At 70.2% G+C, this 20,800-nt stretch carries 20 protein-coding genes; 10 read left to right on the top strand and 10 right to left on the bottom strand.

The genetic code is table 11. From position 1 onward, the window contains the following. Window positions 1–123 precede the first annotated feature (123 nt). On the top strand, window positions 124–2,706 hold the full coding sequence (locus tag FB561_RS05650; RefSeq protein ID WP_145803739.1) for a LuxR C-terminal-related transcriptional regulator: 2,583 nt from the start codon (window positions 124–126) through the stop codon (window positions 2,704–2,706). 86 nt (window positions 2,707–2,792) lie between these two features. Continuing rightward, window positions 2,793–3,974: an AI-2E family transporter gene (locus FB561_RS05645; protein WP_202880549.1), complete on the top strand. Its 1,182-nt coding sequence runs from the start codon at window positions 2,793–2,795 to the stop codon at window positions 3,972–3,974. On the opposite strand, the gene FB561_RS05640 is transcribed toward FB561_RS05645, so the two are convergent. The 3 genes from FB561_RS05640 to FB561_RS05630 form a co-directional block, all read right to left on the bottom strand. Beyond that, the gene (locus FB561_RS05640) at window positions 3,936–4,946 is read right to left on the bottom strand and encodes a formylglycine-generating enzyme family protein (RefSeq protein ID WP_145803737.1); all 1,011 of its coding nucleotides are present in this window, start codon (window positions 4,944–4,946) and stop codon (window positions 3,936–3,938) included. The two genes, FB561_RS05645 and FB561_RS05640, sit on opposite strands and share 39 nt — an antisense overlap. Before the next feature lie 71 nt (window positions 4,947–5,017). Then, window positions 5,018–5,509, bottom strand: a complete 492-nt coding sequence (locus FB561_RS05635) for a DUF1269 domain-containing protein (RefSeq protein WP_145803735.1) — start codon at window positions 5,507–5,509, stop codon at window positions 5,018–5,020. A 109-nt stretch (window positions 5,510–5,618) separates the two neighbouring features. Then, window positions 5,619–7,976, bottom strand: a complete 2,358-nt coding sequence (locus FB561_RS05630) for an arylsulfatase (RefSeq protein ID WP_145803734.1) — start codon at window positions 7,974–7,976, stop codon at window positions 5,619–5,621. Window positions 7,977–8,241: 265 nt separating this feature from the next. On the opposite strand from FB561_RS05630, the gene FB561_RS05625 reads away from it, so the two are divergent. Both FB561_RS05625 and FB561_RS05620 read left to right on the top strand, forming a co-directional pair. Beyond that, the gene (locus FB561_RS05625) at window positions 8,242–8,676 is read left to right on the top strand and encodes a DUF6325 family protein (protein ID WP_145803732.1); all 435 of its coding nucleotides are present in this window, start codon (window positions 8,242–8,244) and stop codon (window positions 8,674–8,676) included. Window positions 8,677–8,687: 11 nt separating this feature from the next. Next, entirely contained in the window at window positions 8,688–9,008 is a 321-nt protein-coding gene (locus FB561_RS05620) for an SHOCT domain-containing protein (protein WP_145803730.1), read from the top strand. A 66-nt stretch (window positions 9,009–9,074) separates the two neighbouring features. On the opposite strand, the gene FB561_RS05615 is transcribed toward FB561_RS05620, so the two are convergent. From FB561_RS05615 to FB561_RS05595, 5 genes are all read right to left on the bottom strand, one after another. Further along, entirely contained in the window at window positions 9,075–9,704 is a 630-nt protein-coding gene (locus tag FB561_RS05615) for a hypothetical protein (protein ID WP_145803728.1), read from the bottom strand. A gap of 7 nt (window positions 9,705–9,711) precedes the next feature. Further along, entirely contained in the window at window positions 9,712–10,245 is a 534-nt protein-coding gene (locus FB561_RS05610) for a DUF7144 family membrane protein (RefSeq protein ID WP_145803726.1), read from the bottom strand. 114 nt (window positions 10,246–10,359) lie between these two features. Further along, complete coding sequence (locus FB561_RS05605) at window positions 10,360–10,785, bottom strand: SHOCT domain-containing protein (RefSeq protein ID WP_145803724.1); 426 nt, start codon at window positions 10,783–10,785, stop codon at window positions 10,360–10,362. Window positions 10,786–10,958: 173 nt separating this feature from the next. Further along, entirely contained in the window at window positions 10,959–11,426 is a 468-nt protein-coding gene (locus tag FB561_RS05600; RefSeq protein ID WP_145803722.1) for a DUF6069 family protein, read from the bottom strand. Window positions 11,427–11,449: 23 nt separating this feature from the next. After that, window positions 11,450–12,871 (bottom strand): hypothetical protein, encoded by a 1,422-nt coding sequence (locus tag FB561_RS05595; RefSeq protein ID WP_145803720.1) that lies wholly within the window; start codon window positions 12,869–12,871, stop codon window positions 11,450–11,452. 154 nt (window positions 12,872–13,025) lie between these two features. Here FB561_RS05595 and FB561_RS05590 point away from each other — a divergent pair, with 154 nt between their 5' ends. The 5 genes from FB561_RS05590 to FB561_RS05570 are packed head-to-tail and all read left to right on the top strand — an operon-like array spanning window position 13,026 to window position 17,301. Beyond that, the gene (locus FB561_RS05590) at window positions 13,026–14,570 is read left to right on the top strand and encodes an arylsulfatase (RefSeq protein WP_145803718.1); all 1,545 of its coding nucleotides are present in this window, start codon (window positions 13,026–13,028) and stop codon (window positions 14,568–14,570) included. Between the two features lie 13 nt (window positions 14,571–14,583). Beyond that, entirely contained in the window at window positions 14,584–15,510 is a 927-nt protein-coding gene (locus FB561_RS05585) for a formylglycine-generating enzyme family protein (protein ID WP_145803716.1), read from the top strand. Next, window positions 15,507–16,049, top strand: a complete 543-nt coding sequence (locus FB561_RS05580; protein ID WP_145803714.1) for a hypothetical protein — start codon at window positions 15,507–15,509, stop codon at window positions 16,047–16,049. Before FB561_RS05585 ends, FB561_RS05580 begins: the two co-directional genes overlap by 4 nt. Beyond that, complete coding sequence (locus tag FB561_RS05575; RefSeq protein WP_145803712.1) at window positions 16,046–16,585, top strand: RDD family protein; 540 nt, start codon at window positions 16,046–16,048, stop codon at window positions 16,583–16,585. The genes FB561_RS05580 and FB561_RS05575 overlap by 4 nt, the downstream gene beginning before the upstream one ends. After that, complete coding sequence (locus FB561_RS05570; RefSeq protein ID WP_145803710.1) at window positions 16,582–17,301, top strand: neutral zinc metallopeptidase; 720 nt, start codon at window positions 16,582–16,584, stop codon at window positions 17,299–17,301. The genes FB561_RS05575 and FB561_RS05570 overlap by 4 nt, the downstream gene beginning before the upstream one ends. Window positions 17,302–17,310: 9 nt before the next feature. Here FB561_RS05570 and FB561_RS05565 read toward each other — a convergent pair whose 3' ends face one another. Then, complete coding sequence (locus FB561_RS05565) at window positions 17,311–18,201, bottom strand: YhjD/YihY/BrkB family envelope integrity protein (RefSeq protein ID WP_145803708.1); 891 nt, start codon at window positions 18,199–18,201, stop codon at window positions 17,311–17,313. A 187-nt stretch (window positions 18,202–18,388) separates the two neighbouring features. Between FB561_RS05565 and FB561_RS05560 the strand changes: the two genes are divergently transcribed. Further along, window positions 18,389–18,925 carry a potassium channel family protein gene (locus FB561_RS05560; RefSeq protein ID WP_145803706.1) on the top strand — a complete coding sequence of 179 codons (537 nt, stop codon included), beginning with the start codon at window positions 18,389–18,391 and terminating at the stop codon, window positions 18,923–18,925. Between the two features lie 15 nt (window positions 18,926–18,940). Here the strand turns inward: FB561_RS05560 and FB561_RS05555 are convergent, their stop codons facing one another. Further along, a complete protein-coding gene (locus FB561_RS05555) occupies window positions 18,941–20,800 on the bottom strand; it encodes a glycoside hydrolase family 15 protein (protein ID WP_145803704.1) in 1,860 nt (619 codons plus the stop codon).

Genomic DNA, 20,800 nt, shown 5'->3' with positions numbered 1-20,800 from the left:
GGCTCAACGCAGGAGCACGCCGGCCGGGAGGGGCGAAGCGTGGCTATTCGGGGGCCTGGGGATGCGCACGAGGGTGTCCGGCGTCCGGCGGCAGCACGTACACCGCGGCCGCCGCTGACGCTGGTGACTCGTGGGCGGCTGCACGCTGCGTTGGATCGTGGCGCCCGGTCGCCGCTGACGATGCTGGTCGCGCCGGCCGGGACGGGGAAGACCGTCCTGCTGTCCGACTGGGCCGCGCGCCGCCGGGACACCGGCCAGGACGTGCTGTGGGTGCCCGCGCAGGAGCCGGAGATCCTGGAGCAGATCCTCGCCGAGGCCGACGGGGCGGACGCGACCGTGATGCCCGCACCGGTCGTGGTCGACGACGCGCACCTGTTGCCGCCGTCGACGTTCGCGGCGCTCGCGAAGGTGCTCACCGACGAGCCGCACGCGGTCCGGTTGGTCCTGGCCGGCCGGTACGACCTGCCGCTGCCGGTCGCCGAGCTCGAACTGCGTGGTCTCGGTTCCACGTTGCGTTCGCGCGATCTGCGGTTCACCGACAGTGAGGCGGCCGCTCTGGTCCACGCTCACGCCGAGCGCGCCACCGCGGAGGACGTGCAGATCCTGCAGCAGAAGACGGCCGGCTGGGCCGCCGCGCTCGTGCTCGCGGCGCGCGCGATCGCCTCGTCCGGGGATGCGGCCGCCCCGATCGTCACCGAGCGCCCGGTCCTGGACCTGTTGCTGGGCGAGACGTTCAGCACCCTGGACGAACGCGTCCAGACGATGTTGCTGAGTACGTTCGGCGCGACCACCGTGACCGGGCGGCTGGCCGCGGTACTCAGCGGTGACCCGGACGCGGGCCCGATGCTCGCGGACCTGGCCGGCAGCGGGTTGCTCGTCACGGCGTACGCCGACGAGCCCGGTGCGGAGCCGATCTACCACTACCACCCGCTGTTGGTGGAGTTGTTGCGGCGCCGGGTCGTCGGTCGTCCCGAGGACGCCAGGTTGATCGTCGCCGCTCACCACCGAGCCGCGTTGTACTACGAGAACCGGGGCGAGGCCGGCGCCGCACTGCGCAACGCGCTCGGGGCAGACGATCCCGGCCTGCTCGCCCGGGTCCTGCTCGGCCATGGCCCGACGGTCCTGGCCGGTGGCAACCTCGGGCTGGTCGGGGCCGGGTTCGAGGCGCTGCCCGACGGGTACGTGGACGCGCACCCGCAGCTGCTCGGGGTCCGCGGCCTGATGCGCCGGCTCACCGGTGACGTGATGGGGGCGATGATGGACGCCGCCTCGGCCGCCGACGCCGCCGAGGCCGCGGCGGAGGACACCGACTCGACCACGCCGGACGACGACGCGCTCGAGGCCGACGCGTTGCTGCTGCAGCTGTGGGAGTCGCGGTACGGCTGGTACGACGTCCGGGACGCGATCAACCGGACCGGGTCCTTCCTGCTCCCGAACCACGCCGCCGAGAACGGCCGGCATCGCGCCGTCCTCGGTCCGGAACGGCTGGCCTGGCTGCTGATCGAGCTCGCCGCCGCGGAGACCTGGGCGGACGGGCTCGACGAGGCGTTCGGCCATCTCGACGAGGCCCTGGTGACCGCACGGATGGCCGGTCATCGCCAGCTGATCGCGGGGGGCCTCGCGCACCGGGCCGTCGTGCAGTACGTCCGTGGCCAGATGCAGACGGCGGCCCGCTCGGCCCAGTCCGCGCTGGACATCGCGGGGGAGCACCTCGCCGAGGACTACAAGGTACGAGCGCACGTGGTCCTGGGGTTCGCGGCGCTCAACCAGCTCGACCTGGAGGCCGCGCAACGGTGGGAGCAGAAGGTCGCCACCACCGACGTGGCCAAGTCGGACACCGTGGTCGCGGCGCTCCGGACGATGCTGCGGGTGGTCCTGCTGATCGAGAAGGGGAACCTGGACGAGGCCCGGACCGAGCTCACCACGGATCCCACCTCGGCGGGCCCGCTGCCGTCGTTCCTGGCGAGAGACCTGGCCCTGCTGCGGTTCTGGGTGTCGGTGCTGGTCGGTGACCGGTCCGGTGTCGAGAGTCAGCTGGAGGTACTGGAGCGCACCGGTAGCCAGGCCGAGGCGGACCTGGTCCGTGCCCTCGACCTGGTCTTCGACGGTGACCTGCGGGCCACCTTGGAGGCGATCGAAGCCGCCCTCGCGAAGGGTGACGTCCACCCGGTACTGGCCGCCTCGGCAGCCGCGTTCCGGACCGTACTGCTGCTCCGGCTCGGCGATGACCGAGCGGCCGAGACAGCGCTGATCGACACCCTGAACCGGGTCGCCCCGCAACGCATGCTGTACGCCGTCGCCTCCGCTGGTCAGGAGCCCGCGTTCCTCGACCTGCTCCGCCGGTACGTCGCCGGCCCGAGCCCGCATCCGTACGCCGAGGTCGTGCTGGAGAAGCTGTCCGGGTACGAGTCGTCGTGGAGCGACGCGGGCGGTGTCGCCCTGCTGACCAGGACGCCGCTCGGGGTGAAGACGGCTCCACCGCGCCGGCTGGAAGCGGTGATCAACGGGGCCCGGATCAAGCTGACCGCCCGGGAGGCCGACGTGCTCGACCAGCTCGCGCTCGGCAGCTCGTACACCGAGATCGCGCAGGCGTTGTTCATCACCGAGAACACGGTGAAGACGCACCTGATGTCGCTGTACCGGAAGCTGGGCGTGGAGAAACGCTCGGCGGCGCTGCGGGTGGCGCGCAGCGTGGACCTGATGTAGCGCGGGCTCACCTGAGACGGGTGAGCCAGCCGCCGGGGCGGGGACGAACACTGAGGGCAGTCGTCGTCGGACCCGAGGGGACCCGGATGGCACCAACGCTGGACGACCGGCCGATTGTGCCGCGGGGACTGGTCGTACTGGGAACGTTCGCGGCGGCGGTGGTCGTGATCGCCGGGCTGCGGTCCGCGGCGGGCCTGGTCGGTCCGGTGTTCCTCGCGTTGGTCCTGACGATCGTCGTCCACCCGGTCCGCGGCTGGCTGCGTCGGCTGAAACTGCCGAACTGGGCCGCCTCGCTGATCTGCGTGATCACCGTGTACGGGCTGCTGCTCGGCCTGGCCGTCGCGCTGGTGATCGCGACCGCGCGGTTCGCCACCCTGCTCCCGTCGTACGCGACGGAGTTCGACGATCTGGTCGACGACGTGGCCGCCAAACTGGCCGAACTCGGGATCGGGCAGGACCAGATCACCCAGGTCCTCGGCACCGCCGACTTCGGCCGGATCGCGGGCGTCATCCAGGCGTTGCTCGGCAGCGTGGTGGACGCGGTGTCCAGTCTGGTCTTCATCCTCGCGCTGCTGCTGTTCCTGACCATGGACGCGGGTACGTTCCCGGCCCTGCTGAGCCGCGCGGAGGCGTCCCGGTCGTCCCTGGTCGCCGCATTGCTGTCGTTCGCGCACGGCACCCGGCGGTACCTGGTGGTGTCGACCGTGTTCGGGTTCATCGTCGCCGTGATCGACACGGTCGCGCTGGCCATCCTCGGGATCCCGGTCCCGGTGCTGTGGGGACTGCTCGCGTTCATCACCAACTACATCCCGAACATCGGCTTCGTGATCGGCGTGATCCCGCCCGCGGTGCTCGGCCTGCTCGAGGGCGGTTGGAGCCTGGCGCTCACCGTCGTCGTGGTCTACAGCGTGATCAACTTCATCATCCAGAGCGTGATCCAGCCGAAGATCGTCGGCGACGCGGTCGGGTTGTCGACCACGCTGACGTTCCTGTCGCTGGTGTTCTGGTCGTGGGTGATCGGCGGTCTGGGCGCGTTGCTCGCGATCCCGCTGAGCCTGCTGGTCCGGGCGCTGCTGGTGGACGTCGATCCACAGTCGGCCTGGCTGACGCCGTTGCTCTCGAACCGGGACAACGGCGACACCACGCCACCCGAAGTCGAAGCGGGCGAGCCGGAAACCGAAGAGGCCGAGACAGCGGACCAGGACGGGAAGACGCCAGGCGAGGGCGGTTCACTCAGTGGGGCCAGGAGCCCGCACGATGCACCGTAGTCCCAGGTGGGACGTGGAGATGTCGACCGCCTGCGAGATCCGCGCGGCCGGACGGTACCGCCGGCAGTAGTTGGGCGCGCACAGATGCGAGCCGCCCTTGAGCACCTTCGTCGGTACCGGGCCGCCGTCGGCCAGCGGGTCACGGGTCCGCGGATCGCCGCTGCAGCACGCATGCCGGGGATCCGGGTGCGCGGCGTACCAGTCGGCGGTCCACTCCCAGACGTTGCCGATCATGTCGTACAGGCCGTACCCGTTCGCCGGGTACCGGCCGACCGGTGACGTCCCCGCGTACCCGTCGGCGCGGGTGTTCTCGATCGGGAACTCGCCCTGCCAGGTGTTCGCCATCATCCGCCCGCCCGGCGCGAACTCGGTCCCCCAGGCGTACGGCGCACCGTCCAGCCCACCTCGGGCCGCGTACTCCCACTCCGCCTCGGTCGGGATCTCCCGGCCGGCCCAGCGCGCGTAAGCAACCGCGTCGGCCCAGGCCAGGTGGACGACGGGATGGTCCGGGATCCGCCAGATCGAACTGTGCGGTCCCCGTGGTCGCCGCCAGCTCGCGCCGGGGACGTACTTCCACCACAGCAAGGGATTCCGCAGATCGACCCGCTGGGCCGGCTGGACGAACACGCTGGACCCGGGCACCAACAACTCAGCCGCGGCGTCCGCGGAGTCGGCGAGCCGGGGGCGCCGTTCGGCGACGGTCACGTACCCGGTCGCGTGCACGAAGCGGGCGAAGTCCCGGTTACGGACCTGGTACCGGTCGATCCAGAACCCGTCGACGGCGACCGGACGGACCGGCGCCTCCTCCGGGTAGTGGTCGTCGGACCCCATCCGGAAGGTCCCACCGGGAATCCAGACCATCCCCGCCGCGGCCAGCGCCGGCGGATCCGCGACCGGCGAGACCAGGTCGGCGGCCGGGCCGGCCGGGAGTGCGGCGGGCAGTGCCGGCCGGTCGTCGGTGACGTCACTCATGCCAGCTCCCCCCTCGGACCGAGGACCGTCCCGGCGGTGAGGCCGGAACGGTCACCCGGGATTCCGGAAACTCACTCGTCCCCGGTGAACACCTCGCGCAGCTTGGCTTCCTGCTCGCCGGACAGGTTGGTCTTGAGCAGTTCGGCGTGGTGGCCCTTGAACGCTTCCTCGACCTTGTCCATCACGGCGCCGCTGGTCATCACGAACAGCGCCGACGTGCCCGGAGTCACCTTGGACCGGACCGACGCGATGAAGTCGTCGTCGATCCCGACGTCGCTGAGCGAACCGGCGAGCGCGCCGGCCGCGGCCCCGATCGCCGCCCCCAGCAACGGCACGAAGAAGATCAGGCCGAACAGCATGCCCCAGAACGCACCGCCGAGCGCACCGGCACCGGCCATGTTGTGCAGCTGCCGGGTCTTCGGCTTCTTCGCGCCCTCCTGCCAGTACACGATCGCGGCGTCGTGGATCTGGATCAGTTCCTCCTTCTGCAGCCGCTGCAGCGTCTCCTTCGCCTCCTCCGCCCCCTGCGCGGTGGGGAACTTCCATACCGTCAACGTGGCCACGAGGAACTCCTTCCATCTGGGATCGACCAGCTCAACGTCCGGACTCCTGCAGTGAAGTCCGTGGGCACCGGGCCCGTAATCACCCACAGCGGGTGAAGCCAGGACGCCGCTACTGCCGGGTGGTGACGATCCGCATCCAGTCGTCGGCGGCGATCAGGTGGTCGACGGCGCCGGCGTCGTCGCCGAGATCGAGCTGGACCCGGTGGATCCGGCCGGTGAACCCGCTGTCCCGGGGACCGTAGTCGTCGCTGACCGGGGTGGCGCTGTCGCTGCCGACGTCGGTGGTCTCGTCGGCGGAGAACACCAGCGGGACCGTGCCGTCGATCCGCCCGCTGCCGGTGTGCTCGCCGTCCAGGTACAGATCCGCGGTCCCGCCCTTGCCCAACCCGCCGCCGTCATAGCTGAACTCCAGGCGTACCTGGTGGTCGCCCGCCGGGACCACCACCTCGCCGTACACCTTGAACCGCTGCAGGCCGAACAGGTTGTAGCAGTACGCCGGACGGCCGTCGTCCAGGTACAACGCCCAGCCGCCGAAGGCGCCGCCCTGGGCCACGATCACCCCCGACGCGCCGCCGTTCGGGACGGTGAAGTCGGCGGTGATCGCGTGCGACTTGTTCTTCAGGTTGAGCACCGTGTTCTCACTGAGCCGGCCCATCCCGCCGAACAGCAGCTGGCTGGAGCCCTGGATCAGGGTCGGCCGCCCGGCCATGGCAGGGTCGAACCGTTCCACCCGGCGATCGTCCAGCGGAAACGCGTTGTAGCGCGAGGCTTCCAGCAGGAACAGCTGTTGCAGTCGTGCCAGTCGTTCGGGGTGTTCGGCGGCCAGGTCGTGCGCCTGGGTCCAGTCGTCCGGGCCGTACAACTCCCACACGTCGTCCGCCAACGGTGGGAGCTCGCCGACCACCCAGGGCGTGGAATGCCGGGTCACCGCGGTCCAGCCCAGGTGGTAGATCCCGCGGTTGCAGAACATCTCGAAGTACTGCGTTGTGTGCCGCTCGGCCGCGTCCGCGTCGGCGAACGTGTACGCCATGCTGACGCCCTCCAGCGGGAGCTGCTGCACGCCGTGAACGACCGCCGGCTCGGGCAGGCCGGCTGCTTCGAGAACGGTCGGCGCGACGTCGATGACATGGTGGAACTGGTGTCGTACCTCGCCGCGCGCGGTGATCCCGGCCGGCCAGTGCACCACCGTGCCGGTGCGGGTCCCACCCCAGTGCGACGCGACCTGCTTGGTCCACTGGTACGGCGTGTCCATCGCGTGCGCCCAGCCGACCGCGTAGTGGTTGTACGCGGCCGGGGTGCCGAAGTCGCCGATCCGGTCGGCCATGAACTCGGTGGTCTGCAGTCCGCCGACGCCGTTCAGGTTCATCAGCTCGTTGAACGACCCGTGCACGTCGCCCTCGGCCGAGGCGCCGTTGTCGCCGATGATCAGGTAGACCAGCGTGTCGTCGAGGACCTCGAGCTCGGTGAGCGCGTCGATCAACCGGCCGACGTGGTGGTCGGTGTGTTCGAGGAACCCGGCGTACACCTCCATCTGCCGGGCGAGCACCGGTCTGAGGTCGACCGGCATCTCTTCCCAGCTGGGGATCTCGGCCGGCCGGGCCGTGAGCTCCGCCTCCGGTGGGATCACGCCGAGCTTCTTCTGCCGCGCGATCGTCTCCTCACGCAGCGCGTCCCACCCCTGGTCGAACTGGCCGCGGTACCGCTCCGACCACTCGCGCGGTACGTGATGCGGCGCGTGGGTCGCCCCGGGCGCGTAGTACACGAAGAACGGCCGGGCCGGCATCAGCGCCTTCTGCTGGCGGACCCAGGCGATCGCGTGATCGGTCATGTCCTCGGTGAAGTGGTACCCCTCCTCGGGGGTCCGGTCCGGCTCCACCGGCACCGTGTCGCGATAGAGCGCCGGCGCGTACTGGTTCGTCTCGCCGCCGATGAATCCGTAGAAGTGCCCGAATCCGCCGCCCCCGCTCGGCCAGTTGTCGAACGGGCCCAGCGGACTGGTCTGCCAGACCGGAACCTCGTGACACTTGCCGAACTGCGCGGTCGAGTACCCGTTCAGCTTGAGCGTCTCGGCCAGCGGGGCACAGGTGTTCGGGCGCAGCGAGTTGTACCCGGGTGCGGACGTCGCGATCTCGGTGATCCCGCCCATCCCGACGGTGTGGTGGTTCCGGCCGGACAACAGCGCGGCCCGGGTCGGCGAACACAGCGCCGTGGTGTGGAACCGGGTGTACCGCAGACCACCCGCGGCCAGCCGGTCGAACGCCGGCGTCCGCACCGGTCCACCGAACGTACTGGCGGCGCCGAATCCACAGTCGTCGATCAGCACCACCAGGACGTTCGGCGCCCCCGCGGGCGGGTACAACGGCTCGATCGGTGGGAAGGAGGCGTCCGGGTCCTTCGCGTCGAAGGTCACCGGGCCGGTCGCGGGCCGGTCCGGGATCGGCAGTACCTCGCGCTGCGGCTCGTTCACGATCGTCTCCTCCACCCCCGTGGCCCACCGGCCGGTCCGATGTGCCCGTCAGTCGACGCAGGCCGAGCGATCCGGTGGGCGGGGCACCCACCCACCGGATCAGCACTCCTGATGGTGGCCGGGCCCGGCCGTCGCCGGACTCACCCGTGCCGGGTGACCGCTGGATCATCCGCCGCGTAGGAGGTACCGGCCGCCGGGATGCCGGAGGGTGGAGCCGAACGGAGACCGAGGGGGTCCCGATCCCAGCTGCCAGGAGTGAGTACCCATGACGGTGACCAACGACGTGCACGGCCCCATCGACTTCGTCCTGATCGAGTTCCCGGGCGACAAGCTGACCGGCGAGGCCGGCCCGGCCCTGGTGGATCTGGTCGAACGCGGCATCATCCGGCTGTACGACCTGATCGTGCTCAGCAAGGGCGAGGACGGCACCATCCAGGCGCTGGAGATCAGCGAGGACAGCGCCGGTGGCTTCCAGTACTTCGCCGGCGCCCGCTCCGGGCTGCTCGGTGACGAGGACGCCCAGGAAGCGGCCGCGGCGATGGAGCCCGGCACGGTGGCCGCGCTGATCGTCTACGAGAACGCCTGGGCCATTCCCTTCGTCTCCGGCGTCCGCAACAGCGGCGGCGAGCTGATCGCCAGTGCCCGGATCCCGGCCACCGACGTGATGGCCGCCCTCGACGCCCTCGAACCCGCGAACTGAGGAGAACCACCATGCCCGGACTGCTGCGAGGAATCGCCAGAACCGCCGTCGTGGCCGGCACCGCGACCGCCGTCGCCGGCCGCGTCCAGCGCCGCCAGGCCGAGAAGTTCGCCGACCGGGACGCGCAGATCTACGCCGACCGCGAGCAGGCGTACCAGGAACAGACCGCGCCCCAGCAGGGCTACGAGCAGCCACCACAGCAGACGTACCAGGAGGCCCCGCCGGCCGCGGACCCGATCCAGCAGCTGAAGGATCTCGCCGACCTGAAGTCGCAGGGCATCCTCACCGAGGAGGAGTTCGCCGCCCAGAAGGCGAAGATCCTCGGCCGCTGACCGCTCCACGTCCAGGCCGCACGCGAAGGGCCGGTTCATCCGAGCCGGCCCTTCTCTGTGGCGCGATCAGAACTGTTGTGTCCCGCCTGATCCGGACGAGTTCGACGACGGAGCCGACGTCGGCTCGGTCCGGCGGGCGCGCGGACGGTGGTAGTACGGGCGGTCCGGCCGGGGCCGGTGCGAGCGGTGCTCCTCGTGATGCCCGTTCGGCTCCTCGGTGCGGGCGCGTTCGTACAACCGCACCACCCGTTGTTCGTACGACAGCCGCACGGCCGCACCGCGGGCCCCCAGCCGGTCGAGCCAGTACCCGGCCTTCAGTGGCTTGGGCACGAGTGGCGGCAGGAGCAGGATCCGGACGACCGGTCGGACGACGGGCCGGACCACCGGGCGGGTCAGCCGGACCGCGCCGACGACCACACCCCCGGCCAGCGAGGTGGCACCGACGAGCACGTCGAACGGCGCGGCGTGCTCCTCCGCCGGCGACTCCTGCGCGGACTCCTGCGGCGACGTCTCCTGCGCGGACTCCGGCGCAGGCTCCTGGACGGTCTCCTCCGCAGGCTCCTGCAGGGTCTCCTCCGCGGCGTCCTCCGCCCAGGACTCCGCGGAGTCCGCCGCCGAGTCCTGGGCGGTGTAGGGGTCGATGCCCTGGGCGGTGTCCGGGTCGAGGTCCCGGTCGCCCTGGTCTGAAGTGGTCATCCCGGCGCTACCAGCGATCGGCGTAGGTCTTCATCTCGCGACCGTGCACGATGGTCGCCCACAGCACCAGCACACACAGCCCGATCATCAACGCCGACCAGATCGGGAACGCCTTCAGGAACGCGGCGCTGATGATCGCGCTCACCACCACGAAGATCGAGGTGGTCACCCGCGCCCAGGTCTGTCCGACCATCAGGCCCGCGCCGCTGGCGATCATCAGTACGCCGATGACGATCTGGATCCAGCCCCAGGTGGTGTAGCTGAACTCGATCGCGAGCCCGCTCTTGGCGACCAGGTAGTAGTCGTCGTGCAGCAACGCGATGAAGCCCTGGAAGAAGTGGAAGATCCCGAGCATCAGCCCGACCAGGCCGCCGAAGATCAGCCAGCCGGTCCAGCCGGTCGGCTCCGGCCGGTCCCGGTCCTCCACGTACCCGTTGGCGGACGAGGACGTCGACGGGGGCGGAGTGGACTCCGTCCGGGTCGATCCATCGCTCCCGGGCGCGTCCGCGGGACCGTTGGCCCCGATGTTGGTGTCGGTCATGATGACCTCTCGATGAGTGATCGGTCGCGGCCCGCCGCCGGCGACTCAGTGCCAGCCTGAACCGGCGGACAGGCCCTTTCCTCACCCCTCACGGGTGATCGGTCCGGTGCGGTGTCAGGACACCCGCTGACCGTTTCCGGTGCTGGTGGTGCCGCCACTGCCGAGGGCGTTCGCCTTCAGCGTGTCGAACTCCGCCTGCGAGATGGTGCCGGCGTCCAGCAGTGCCTTCGCCTGGTTGATCTGATCGACCGGCGACGCCGTCGACTGCGACGCGACGTCGCGGATGTACGCCTCCTGCCGCTGCCGCACCACCTCGGACTCCCGCGCCGACCGCTCGGCCATCCCGTGGCCGCGGGCGATCATGTACACCAACGCGGTCAGCAACGGCACGATGAACAGCGCCACGATCCACACCGCCTTCACCCAGCCCGACGTCTCGTGGTCGCGGAACAGGTCGGCGAGGATCCAGAACAGCATCATCAGATACGCCACGAACAAGAAGCTGATGCAGATGAACCACACGACATCCCAGAACGACATGATCGGATTCCTCCTCCGGGTCAGGTCAGGCAACGCCTGTCCATCAAGGCGGAGTGTGCTCGCGGGGAAGGCCCGTCACCTCATCTGCTGCGGGTGAGACCCGACCGGTTCGGGTGACTCCCGCGAGTGCACCCGGACACCGCTGTCGCTGACACAACTTCCGACGCGGGGCACTAGGCCGCGGTGCGGCGGAGCTGGACGGCGCTGCGGGCGACGCCGTTGAGCAGGGTCGTGATCGCCAGACCGACCGCCAGGTTGATCAGCGCGGTGACGATCTGCGACTCGGTGGAGGCGTCGGTGACGAACGGCAGGATGGCCGCGACCACCGTCGCGAGCCCCATGATCCAGCCGAAGAAGCTGCGCGGCCGCGGTGTCGACACCAGCAGCAGGTGCATCAGCCCGGTCGCGATCAGCGCCGCCAACGCGCAGTACAGCGCGTACAGGGTGGTGTCCGCGTCGCCCCACGTCCCCTCGCCCTCGGGCGCCAGCACGTTGACGTCGAGGACGCCCCGGGCGAGCAGGATGCCCGCGATCGCGATCAGCGCGGCCACCACCGCGGTCGCGGCTCCGCCCGCCCACAACCGGCCCGCGTTGACGACCACCTCGGTACTTGGTTCACCACTTCTGGCTGGGTAGGTCATCGGCGGACTCTCCTGTCGGTCGGTCAAGCGGCGCCGGACGTGCCGGCCGCTTCCGGATGGGGTGGGCGGGCGAGGAACTCGAGGATCAGCAGGACCAGCACGGCGACCCCGGAGATGATCAGGACGTCCTTGCCGGTCGGGCGATCCAGGAACACGAACCACAACGCGGCGATGGCGACCACGGCGATCCGCAGGACGGTCAGGTTGTGGTGCACCCAGCTGCCGACCGGACCGGTCCGCAGGCCGGCCTTGTCGCCGCGTTCGCGCAGCCAGCGGGTCGCGGACTTCACGCCCTCACGGGTCCGGACAGCGGTCACCGACGGACCGGAGAAGAACGCCGCGGCCGCGATCACCAGGCCGACCACCAGCACCATCCGGAGCCCGGCCCGGGCGAATCTGACCAGGATGTCGAACACCGAGGCCGCAGTGGTCGTCGACAGCACGTTCTCCGGGATCCGGTCCAGGTACGCGGACCGGGCCAGCGCGATCGCCGCCCCGAGCAGTACCATCGAGACCGCGATCCCGAGTCCGGCGCCGATCAGCGCGCGCCGATGGCCGCTGGCGACGTACACGCCGAGCGCGATCAGGCCCAGCGCGATGAACGGCAGATAGGTACCGACCTTCTCCAGCAGCTTGTACCCGGTCTGCGCCTTGGCCAGGTCGCTCGACGCGAACAACGTGAAACTCGGATGGATGTCCGGAATCCGTTGCGCGGCGTTGAATCCGGCCTGCACCAGACTCTGTTTCGCGGCGGCCACGAACGGCCCGAGATCGATGCTGACGGTGCCCTCGCTGACCTTGACCGCGCCCTGGCCCTCACCGCTCAGCGCGGCGACCATCTGCTCGTGCGCGACCCGGTTCGCGGTGACCCAGGCGTCCTTGAACGCGTCGCTGGCGACCACGTCGCCGACCTTGCCCCGGACGAAGCCCTGCACGGCGTTCGTCACCGGCCCGGCCAGTCCGCGGAGCTGCGTCGCGACCGCGGGTGGCAACCCTTGATTGGCCAGCACGGTGACGGCCTGGTTGGTCAGCGCGGCCACGTCCACGTAGTTGAAGATCTCCGCCGTGATCCGGTCCGCGACGGCGTCCTGGACGCCCGGGTCCGAGGCGAGCGGCGTGACGGTCGCGATGTACCGGTCGGTGTTGGTCACCTGGTTCTTGGCCCACACCCCGACCACCGACAACGGCATCAGGACACAGCCGATCAGGATCAGCAGGAACGACACCACCGACCGCCAGGTGATCCGGCGGCGCCGTGGCTGCGGTGGTGCGGCCGATCCGTCGTCACCGCCGCCCTGCCGGTACTCGGACACCTCGGCGCGCAGCCGGTCGAGCTCGGCCCGCTCGTCGTCCCGCAGCCCGCTCTCGTCCTTGACCGCCTCGTTGTCGGTGACGGCCCCGTCCGGGGTCGGCTTTCCGACCTGGTTCTCGAGTGCGTCGCTCATGAGCCGCCTCCAACCCGTTTCGGCCCCACCCAACCGACAGATCGAGCCTGACCAGCTGGACCGGCCGCTTCATCCCCCGCTGCGGGTGATCCGGCGCGGTCCGCGGCCCACGAAGGTGGTCGGCAGACGGACCGGACACCCAGAGGAGCCGACCATGGCCGACCCGCGGCAGCCGAACATCCTGGTGATCTGGGGCGACGACATCGGGATCGCGAATCTCAGCTGTTACACCGGCGGCCTGATGGGTTACCGCACGCCGAACATCGACCGGATCGCCGACGAGGGGATGCGGTTCACCGACTCGTACGGCGAGCAGTCGTGTACGGCCGGCCGCGCGTCCTTCATCACCGGGCAGAGCGTGTACCGGACCGGGCTGAGCAAGGTCGGCATCCCGGGCGCCACCGTCGGGCTGCAGGCGGAGGACCCGACGATCGCGGACCTGCTCAAGCCGCTCGGGTACGCCACCGGGCAGTTCGGCAAGAACCATCTCGGCGACCGCAACGAGTTCCTGCCGACCGTGCACGGCTTCGACGAGTTCTTCGGCAACCTCTACCACCTCAACGCCGAGGAGGAACCGGAGCTGCCGAACTATCCACCGGCGGCCGACTTCCCGCGGTTCAAGGACCGGTTCGGCCCCCGCGGGGTACTGCACTGCTGGGCCACCGACAAGGACGACGAGACCGAGGAGGAGCGGTGGGGCCGGGTCGGCCGGCAGCGGATCGAGGACACCGGTCCGCTGACCAAGAAGCGGATGGAGACGATCGACGACGAGATCGTCGAGGCCGCGCTCGACTTCAACCGGCGCGCCCACCAGAGCGGGACACCGTTCTTCACCTGGGTGAACACGACGCACATGCATCTGCGGACACACCCGAAACCGGAGAGTGTCGGGCAGGCGGGCCGCTGGCAGTCGCCGTACCACGACACGATGATCGACCACGACCTGCTGGTCGGCCGGTTGCTCGACCAGCTCGACGAACTCGGCATCGCCGAAGACACGATCGTCGTCTACAGCACCGACAACGGCCCGCACATGAACACCTGGCCGGACGGCGGGATGACCCCGTTCCGGAGCGAGAAGAACACCAACTGGGAGGGCGCGTTCCGGGTCCCGGAGGTGGTCCGTTGGCCGGGAAGGATCAAGGCCGGCACGGTGTCCAACGAGATCGTCCAGCACCACGACTGGCTGCCCACCCTCCTGGCCGCCGCCGGTGATCCGGACGTGGTGAGCGAACTGAAGGACGGCCACGCGGCGAACGGGCACACGTTCCGGGTCCACATCGACGGGTACAACCTGCTCCCGTACCTGACCGGCGCGGAGCAGAAGGGGCCGCGGCAGGGGATGGTGTACTTCTCCGACGACGGCGACCTGGTCGCGTTGCGGTTCGACAACTGGAAGCTGGTCTTCATGGAACAGCGGGTCGAGGGCACCCTGCAGGTCTGGGCCGAGCCGTTCGTCCCGCTGCGGTTGCCGAAGTTGTTCAACCTACGCACCGACCCGTACGAACGGGCCGACATCACGTCGAACAGCTACTACGACTGGTTCGTCGACAACGCCTACCTGGTGCTGGCCGCCCAGGCCGTGATCGCCGACTTCCTGGCCTCGTTCCAGGAGTTTCCCCCTCGGCAGCGGGCCGCGACCTTCACCATCGACCAGGCGCTGGAGAAACTCGAGGCCGTCCTCACCACCGGCCACTGAAGCGGAATCCGCGATGTCGCCGGCGCGCGCTCCAGCTCAGCCCGCTGTCCACGTTCCCAGTGGGATCTACGCGCTGGGCTCGGACCAGCACTATGCCGAGGAACGCCCGCTCCGCAAGGTCCGGGTCGAGGCGTTCGCGATCGACCCGTACACCGTGACCAACCGCCAGTACGCCGAGTTCGTGGCCGACTCCCGGTACGTCACGGTGGCCGAGCGGCCGTTGAACCCGGCCGACTTCCCGGGCGCACCGAAGGAGAACCTGGTCCCGGGATCGATGGTGTTCACCGGCACCCCCGGACCGGTCGACCTGCGGCACCTGAGTCAGTGGTGGGCCTGGACCCCGGGCGCGTCCTGGCGACGGCCGGAGGGACCCGGGTCCGACGTCCACCACCGGGCCGACCACCCGGTCGTCCACATCGCCTACGACGACGCGCTCGCGTACTGCGACTGGGCCGGCGCGGTGTTGCCGACCGAGGCGCAGTGGGAGGTCGCGGCACGCGGGGGTCTGGACTCCGCGACATACGTGTGGGGCGACGATCCCGAACGACCCGGGCAGCGGTTGGCCAACTACTGGCACGGCGACTTCCCCTGGCGGCCGGAGGCGGGGTACGGGACCACGGCGCCGGTCGGCTCGTATCCGCCGAACGGGTACGGGTTGTACGACATGGCCGGCAACGTCTGGGAGTGGACCAGCGACTGGTACCAGACCGAGGCGGACCACGATCACTCCTGCTGTACGTCCATCGACGGAGCGACCGCGAGTCTCGATCCGGATCAGCCGCAGTTCCGGATCCCGCGCAAGGTGATCAAGGGCGGCTCGTTCCTGTGTGCCGACAGCTACTGCCTGCGGTACCGGCCGGCGGCGCGGCGGCCGCAGATGGTCGACACCGGGATGAGCCACCTCGGCTTCCGCTGCGTCCGGACCGGGCGACCGCGATGAGTACCGAGGTCGACACGACGGGCGGCGCGGGCCGGCTGATCGGCCGGATCGCCGGCAAGGTCACCGGCCGGGTGGTCGAGACCGTCCCGGTCGACCTCATCCTCGAACAGGTCGACGTCGACGCCCTGGTCGAGCGGATCGACCTGAACCGGCTGCTGGCCCGGGTGGATCTCGACCGGGTGCTCGCCCGGGTCGACGTGAACCGGCTGATCGACCGGATCGACCTGGAACGGGTGCTGGTCCGCGTCGACGTGAACCGGGTCGCGGACCGGATCGACGTGAACCGGATCATCGGCCGGGTCGACGTGGACGCGGTCGTCCGCGAGGTCGACCTGGAGGCCGTGGTCCGGCGCTCCGGCGTCCCCGAGATAGTTGCCGAGAGCACCAGCCGGATGGCCGGCTCGGCGCTGGACCTGGCCCGCCGCCAGCTGGCCGGCCTGGACACGGTCCTGGACCGGGTGGTCAACAAGCTGCTCCGCCGGGACCCGAGGAAACAGCCGGACGCCCCCGAGTACCTGCACGAACTGGAGGAGGCATGACCGGCCGGGTCACCGTCACCGGTCACTACGCCGGCGCGGTCAGCCGGGCGGCGGCCGGGGTGGTCGACCTCCTGCTCATCTTCGTCACGTTCACCCTCGGACTGGCCGGGCTCGACCTGTTGACGACCGCGTTCTTCGACAAGTCGTTCCGGCGGGACCCGTCGGCGCCGCTGGCCACCGTCGGCCTGGTGGTGTGGAGTTTCGTCTACGCGTTCACCTCGCTCGCGATCACCGCGCGGACCCCGGGCAAAGGGGTCGTCGGGCTGCGGGTGGTCCGCGCCGACGGGCGGACGGCGCGGACCGGGCGGTTGTTCCTGCGGGTGTGTGTGTTTCCGCTCAGCGTGGTGTTCTTCTTCATCGGCTTCCTGCCGATCATCTTCCAGAAGGAGCACCGCGCCCTGCACGACCTGATCGCGGGGACCGCGGTGGTCTACGACTGGGGGGAGCGGCCGGCCGAACTGCCCGGCCCGCTGTCGGACTTCCTCCAGCGCGCCAACGCGCCCGCCGAACCACCGCCGTCCGGAGGACCCTCATGAGGAAGCTGGCCGCGCTCGCCTGTCCGTTCGTCCTGCTGCTCCTGTTCGGCTGCGACTCCACCGGCACCGAATCCAGCGGCGGGACCGCACCGCCGACCACGACGACCACCACGTCCCCGCCGTCCGAACCGTCGACGCCGGGCACGGTCGGCCAGGTGGATCGGGCGGCGATGAACCAGGACGCCAAGGAGGCCGTCCAGGCGATCGGCGCCTACTGGCGGACGAACTTCCCCGAGGCCTTCAACCAGGCGTACCGGCCGCCGCGGGTGGCCGGCGGGTACACCGGCACGGATGGACCGCCGTGCGGTGGAGAGCCGTCGGTCCCCTTCAACGCCTACTACTGCCAGCCCGGCGACTACCTCGCCTGGGACGAGGACCTGATGGCCGCCGGGTACAACCAGATCGGCGACGCCTGGGTGTACCTGATCATCGCGCACGAGTGGGGACACGCGATCCAGGCCCGGCTGAACGACGACCTGGTGTCGGTCCAGGCCGAACTGCAGGCCGACTGCCTGGCCGGCGCGTCCCTCGAAGGCGCCGCGAAACAAGGCCTGATCACGATCGAGCCCGGTGATCCCGAGGAGCTGGCGAAGACCCTGGCGGCCGTCGCGGACGACTACCCGTGGACCAAGCAGAGCGACCACGGCGACGTCCAGGAACGGATCTCCGCGTTCCGCACCGGCGTGACCGGCGGCATCCCGGCCTGTACGACCTGACCCGCGCGCTCAGTCGTCGACCGACGGTTGCGGATCCTGCTGGTCCTCTGCCGGTTCCGGCGGCTCTGCTTCGGTCTGTGCCTCGTTCCGCCGAGCGAGGGCGGCGCCGAGCTGCGCACCGACCACGGCCGAGGCGACCACGAGCAGCGAGAGCACGACGAGCCAGGAGATCAACGCGATCGCGACACCGATCACGCCGTACCGGTTGGCGTTCCGCTCGATCAGGTGCGGGACGTAGACGGCACCGGCCGCACTGACGAGGACCTGCGCCAACGCACTGATGACGGCACCCGGAAGCAACAGCCGCCAGGCGACCCGGCGACTCAGCAGCAACCGCGTCCCCAGCCACCAGCCCGGAACGGCGACACACGTCTGCACCACCAACGAGACGATCAGGCCGCCCGGCAACTCGTCGGCGAGGCTCGCCACGTACGCGAGCGCGACCAGCGCGGCCAGGAGCAGCAGCGCGCCCTGGATACCGTCGAGGGTCCGGCGGATTCCGCGCGCGGGCAGCTCCCAGGCGACCTCGTACGTCCGCTGGACCGACCGGGCGAAGCTGCTCGCCGACACCAGCACGGTGAGCACGCTCAGCAGGGTCAGCCCACCGGACACCGAGGGCGGCCGGCCGAACAACGAACGGACCGCGTCCGCCGACGCGCCCGTCAACGAGAAGCGGCTGATCAGGAAATCGGCGACGGCCTGCGCGTCCGAGTTGCTGACCACCGTGGCGACCACGATCATCAACGGGACCAGGGCGATGAAGGCCTTGCCGGCGATCGTCAACGCGCGGTCGTAGACCCGGATCTCGACCGTCGCGACCATGATCCGCCAGACCAGACTGGTCCGCAGCCGGGACTCGATCCGCCGGATCCAGGGCCGCTCGGCCCAGCCGCGGTTCATCCCGCGCTCTCGGTACCGGCCCAGACCTCGCCCATCGGAGTCCTCCCCGGGGTACGCGCTGTCAGGACACTAGGCGAGCCGCCGGGCCGCGGACTCATCCAGGGCGGGTGAGGGTGGACCGCGGCCCCGGACCCGATCCTGAAACCGTGACTCGACGCCGGGGACCAGGCTGCACGGGGGACCGGCCGTGATCGCCGTTCGCTGGCGTCGGCCGATCGCGGCCCTCGTCGGCCTGATGGTCATCTACTACACGATCCCGAGCGGGTTCACCACCAACGGCCGGTTCTTCGTCGGACTGGCCACGACGATCGCCGCGCTGGTGCTGCTGGCCTGGGCGATCACCAGCCAGGTCCGCAAGCAGATGTTCGGCGGGACCGAGGTCGCGGTACAGAGCCTGGTGCTGCTGGTCGAGATGGTCGTGGTGGTGTTCGCCTACGGGTTCTACCTGCTCGAGCAGGCCCGGCCCGGCGAGATCGCCGGCCTGGACACCCGGACCGATTCGCTGTACTTCACCCTGACCACGATGACCACGGTCGGGTACGGCGACATCCATGCGGCCGGTCAGGTCGCCCGCGTCGTCGTGCTCGTCCAGTTGTTCTTCAACGTCGTGTTCGTCGGTGCGCTGGTCTCGATCCTCACCGCCACGCTCCGCGGCCGGGTCGAACAACGCGTCCGCAGGAAGTCCGGCGGGGACGACGGCCAAGCGCCGCCGTCCCCGCCGTGACGACCCCTCCCCGAGCTATCTCGAAGCGCCGCGCAGCCGCGCCTCCATCTCCGGCCGGACCTCGAGCTGACCGCCGGTCCGGTCGAGCGCCGCGTCCAGGGCGAGCGCGGCGTTGATCAGCGACAGGTGGGTGAAAGCCTGCGGGAAGTTCCCGAGCTGCTCACCGGTCAGCCCGACCTCCTCGGCGTACAACCCGACGTGGTTGGCGTAGGTGAACATCTTCTCGAAGGCGTACCGGGCCATTTCGAGCCGGCCGGACCGGGCCAGCGCCTCGACGTACCAGAAGGTGCAGATCGAGAACGTCCCCTCGCCGCCCCGCAACCCGTCGGGCGACGCGCTCGGGTTGTACCGGTAGACCAGGCTGTCCGACACCAGCTCGTCGTTCATCGCGTCCAGCGTCGACAGCCACAACGGGTCGTGCGGGACGACGAAACCGACCAGCGGCATCATCAGCAGCGACGCGTCCAGCACGTCGGTCCGGTCGTGCTGGGTGAACGCCTTCCGCTCCGCGTTCCAGCCCCGCTCCATGATCCGGTGGTAGATCCGGTCCCGCTCCTGCTCCCAGCGCTCCAGGTCCGCGGGCCGGCCGTGCTCGCGGGCCAGCCGGACCATCCGGTCCAGCGCGACCCAGCACATCAGCCGTCCGTAGGTGAAGTTCTGCCGGCCACCCCGGGTCTCCCAGACACCTTCGTCCGGCTGGTCCCAGTGCTGACAGAGCCAGTCCGTCACCTCGCTGAGCTTGGTCCAGGCCGGGTGGCCGATCCGGAGCCCGTGCTGGTCGGCCGCCCAGACCGCGTCCAGCATCTCGCCGTAGATGTCCAGCTGCAGCTGGTCGGCGGCGCCGTTGCCGACCCGGACCGGCCGTGACCCGGCGTACCCGTTCAGGTGGTCGAGCACGTCCTCGTCCAGGTCCGAGGACCCGTCGATCCGGTACATGATCTTCAACGGCCCGGACGTCTTGCCGACCTGCTCGGCGGCCCGGCCGCTGATCCAGCGCAGGAACGCCGCCGCCTCGTCGGTGAACCCGAGACCGAGCAGCGCGTGCACGGACATCGACGCGTCCCGGATCCAGGTGTAGCGGTAGTCCCAGTTGCGTTCGCCGCCGACCTGTTCGGGCAACCCCGTCGTCGGCGCCGCGACCAGCGCGCCACTCGGGGCGTACGTCATCAGCTTGAGCGTGATCGCCGACCGGTTGACCATCTCCCGCCAGCGACCCCGGTACCTGGAGGTGGCGAGCCATTCCCGCCAGTACCGCGCGGTGTCCTCGGCCAGGACGGTCAGCTCCGTCGCCGTCGGGGTCCTGGGCGGTCCGTCGGCGGCGGACTCGAGGATCACCCCGACCAGCTGGCCGGCCTGGAGGGTGAGGTCGCCGTGCACGTCCTTGCCACGCTGCTCCAGACCGGAGGGGCCGTGCAGGGTCAACTCGAGTCCGTGCGTCCGGAACACGGCGCCCTGGTCGGTGACCTCGACCTCGTGGTCCTGCCGGCCGTAGCCGAACCGTGGCGCGCAGTCGAGGGTGAACCGCATCGTGCCGCGGACACACCTGATGCCGCGGACGATCCGGTGCCGGTCGGTCACCTCGCCGGGGTTGTCGACCGGCATCAGGTCGATCAGCTCACCGACACCGTCGGGCGTCATGAACCGGGTGATCAGCACCGCGGTGTCCGGGAAGTACAGCTGCTTCGTCGTGCAGTCGCCGACCGGGGCAATGCTGAACCGGCCGCCACGTTCCTGGTCCAGCAACGCGCCGAACACGCTCGGCGAGTCGAACCGCGGGCAGCAGTACCAGTCGATGGTGCCGTCGGTCGTCACGAGGGCAGCGGTCTGCAGGTCTCCGATCAGCCCGTGGTCGGCGATCGGTGGATAGCCCGCCAT

It is taken from the genome of Kribbella amoyensis (assembly GCF_007828865.1).
Taxonomy (GTDB): domain Bacteria; phylum Actinomycetota; class Actinomycetes; order Propionibacteriales; family Kribbellaceae; genus Kribbella; species Kribbella amoyensis.
This window is presented reverse-complemented; position numbering and strand designations above follow the sequence as displayed.

Excerpts from the sequence above, each read along its gene's own strand:
- FB561_RS05590 (WP_145803718.1), top strand. The coding sequence starts at position 13,026 with ATGGCCGACCCGCGGCAGCCGAACATCCTGGTGATCTGGGGCGACGAC.
- FB561_RS05620 (WP_145803730.1), top strand. The coding sequence starts at position 8,688 with ATGCCCGGACTGCTGCGAGGAATCGCCAGAACCGCCGTCGTGGCCGGC.
- FB561_RS05575 (WP_145803712.1), top strand. The coding sequence starts at position 16,046 with ATGACCGGCCGGGTCACCGTCACCGGTCACTACGCCGGCGCGGTCAGC.
- FB561_RS05555 (WP_145803704.1), bottom strand. The coding sequence starts at position 20,800 with ATGGCGGGCTATCCACCGATCGCCGACCACGGGCTGATCGGAGACCTG.
- FB561_RS05640 (WP_145803737.1), bottom strand. The coding sequence starts at position 4,946 with ATGAGTGACGTCACCGACGACCGGCCGGCACTGCCCGCCGCACTCCCG.
- FB561_RS05585 (WP_145803716.1), top strand. The coding sequence starts at position 14,584 with ATGTCGCCGGCGCGCGCTCCAGCTCAGCCCGCTGTCCACGTTCCCAGT.
- FB561_RS05625 (WP_145803732.1), top strand. The coding sequence starts at position 8,242 with ATGACGGTGACCAACGACGTGCACGGCCCCATCGACTTCGTCCTGATC.
- FB561_RS05600 (WP_145803722.1), bottom strand. The coding sequence starts at position 11,426 with ATGACCTACCCAGCCAGAAGTGGTGAACCAAGTACCGAGGTGGTCGTC.
- FB561_RS05615 (WP_145803728.1), bottom strand. The coding sequence starts at position 9,704 with ATGACCACTTCAGACCAGGGCGACCGGGACCTCGACCCGGACACCGCC.
- FB561_RS05565 (WP_145803708.1), bottom strand. The coding sequence starts at position 18,201 with ATGAACCGCGGCTGGGCCGAGCGGCCCTGGATCCGGCGGATCGAGTCC.
- FB561_RS05595 (WP_145803720.1), bottom strand. The coding sequence starts at position 12,871 with ATGAGCGACGCACTCGAGAACCAGGTCGGAAAGCCGACCCCGGACGGG.
- FB561_RS05610 (WP_145803726.1), bottom strand. The coding sequence starts at position 10,245 with ATGACCGACACCAACATCGGGGCCAACGGTCCCGCGGACGCGCCCGGG.
- FB561_RS05605 (WP_145803724.1), bottom strand. The coding sequence starts at position 10,785 with ATGTCGTTCTGGGATGTCGTGTGGTTCATCTGCATCAGCTTCTTGTTC.
- FB561_RS05645 (WP_202880549.1), top strand. The coding sequence starts at position 2,793 with ATGGCACCAACGCTGGACGACCGGCCGATTGTGCCGCGGGGACTGGTC.
- FB561_RS05580 (WP_145803714.1), top strand. The coding sequence starts at position 15,507 with ATGAGTACCGAGGTCGACACGACGGGCGGCGCGGGCCGGCTGATCGGC.
- FB561_RS05570 (WP_145803710.1), top strand. The coding sequence starts at position 16,582 with ATGAGGAAGCTGGCCGCGCTCGCCTGTCCGTTCGTCCTGCTGCTCCTG.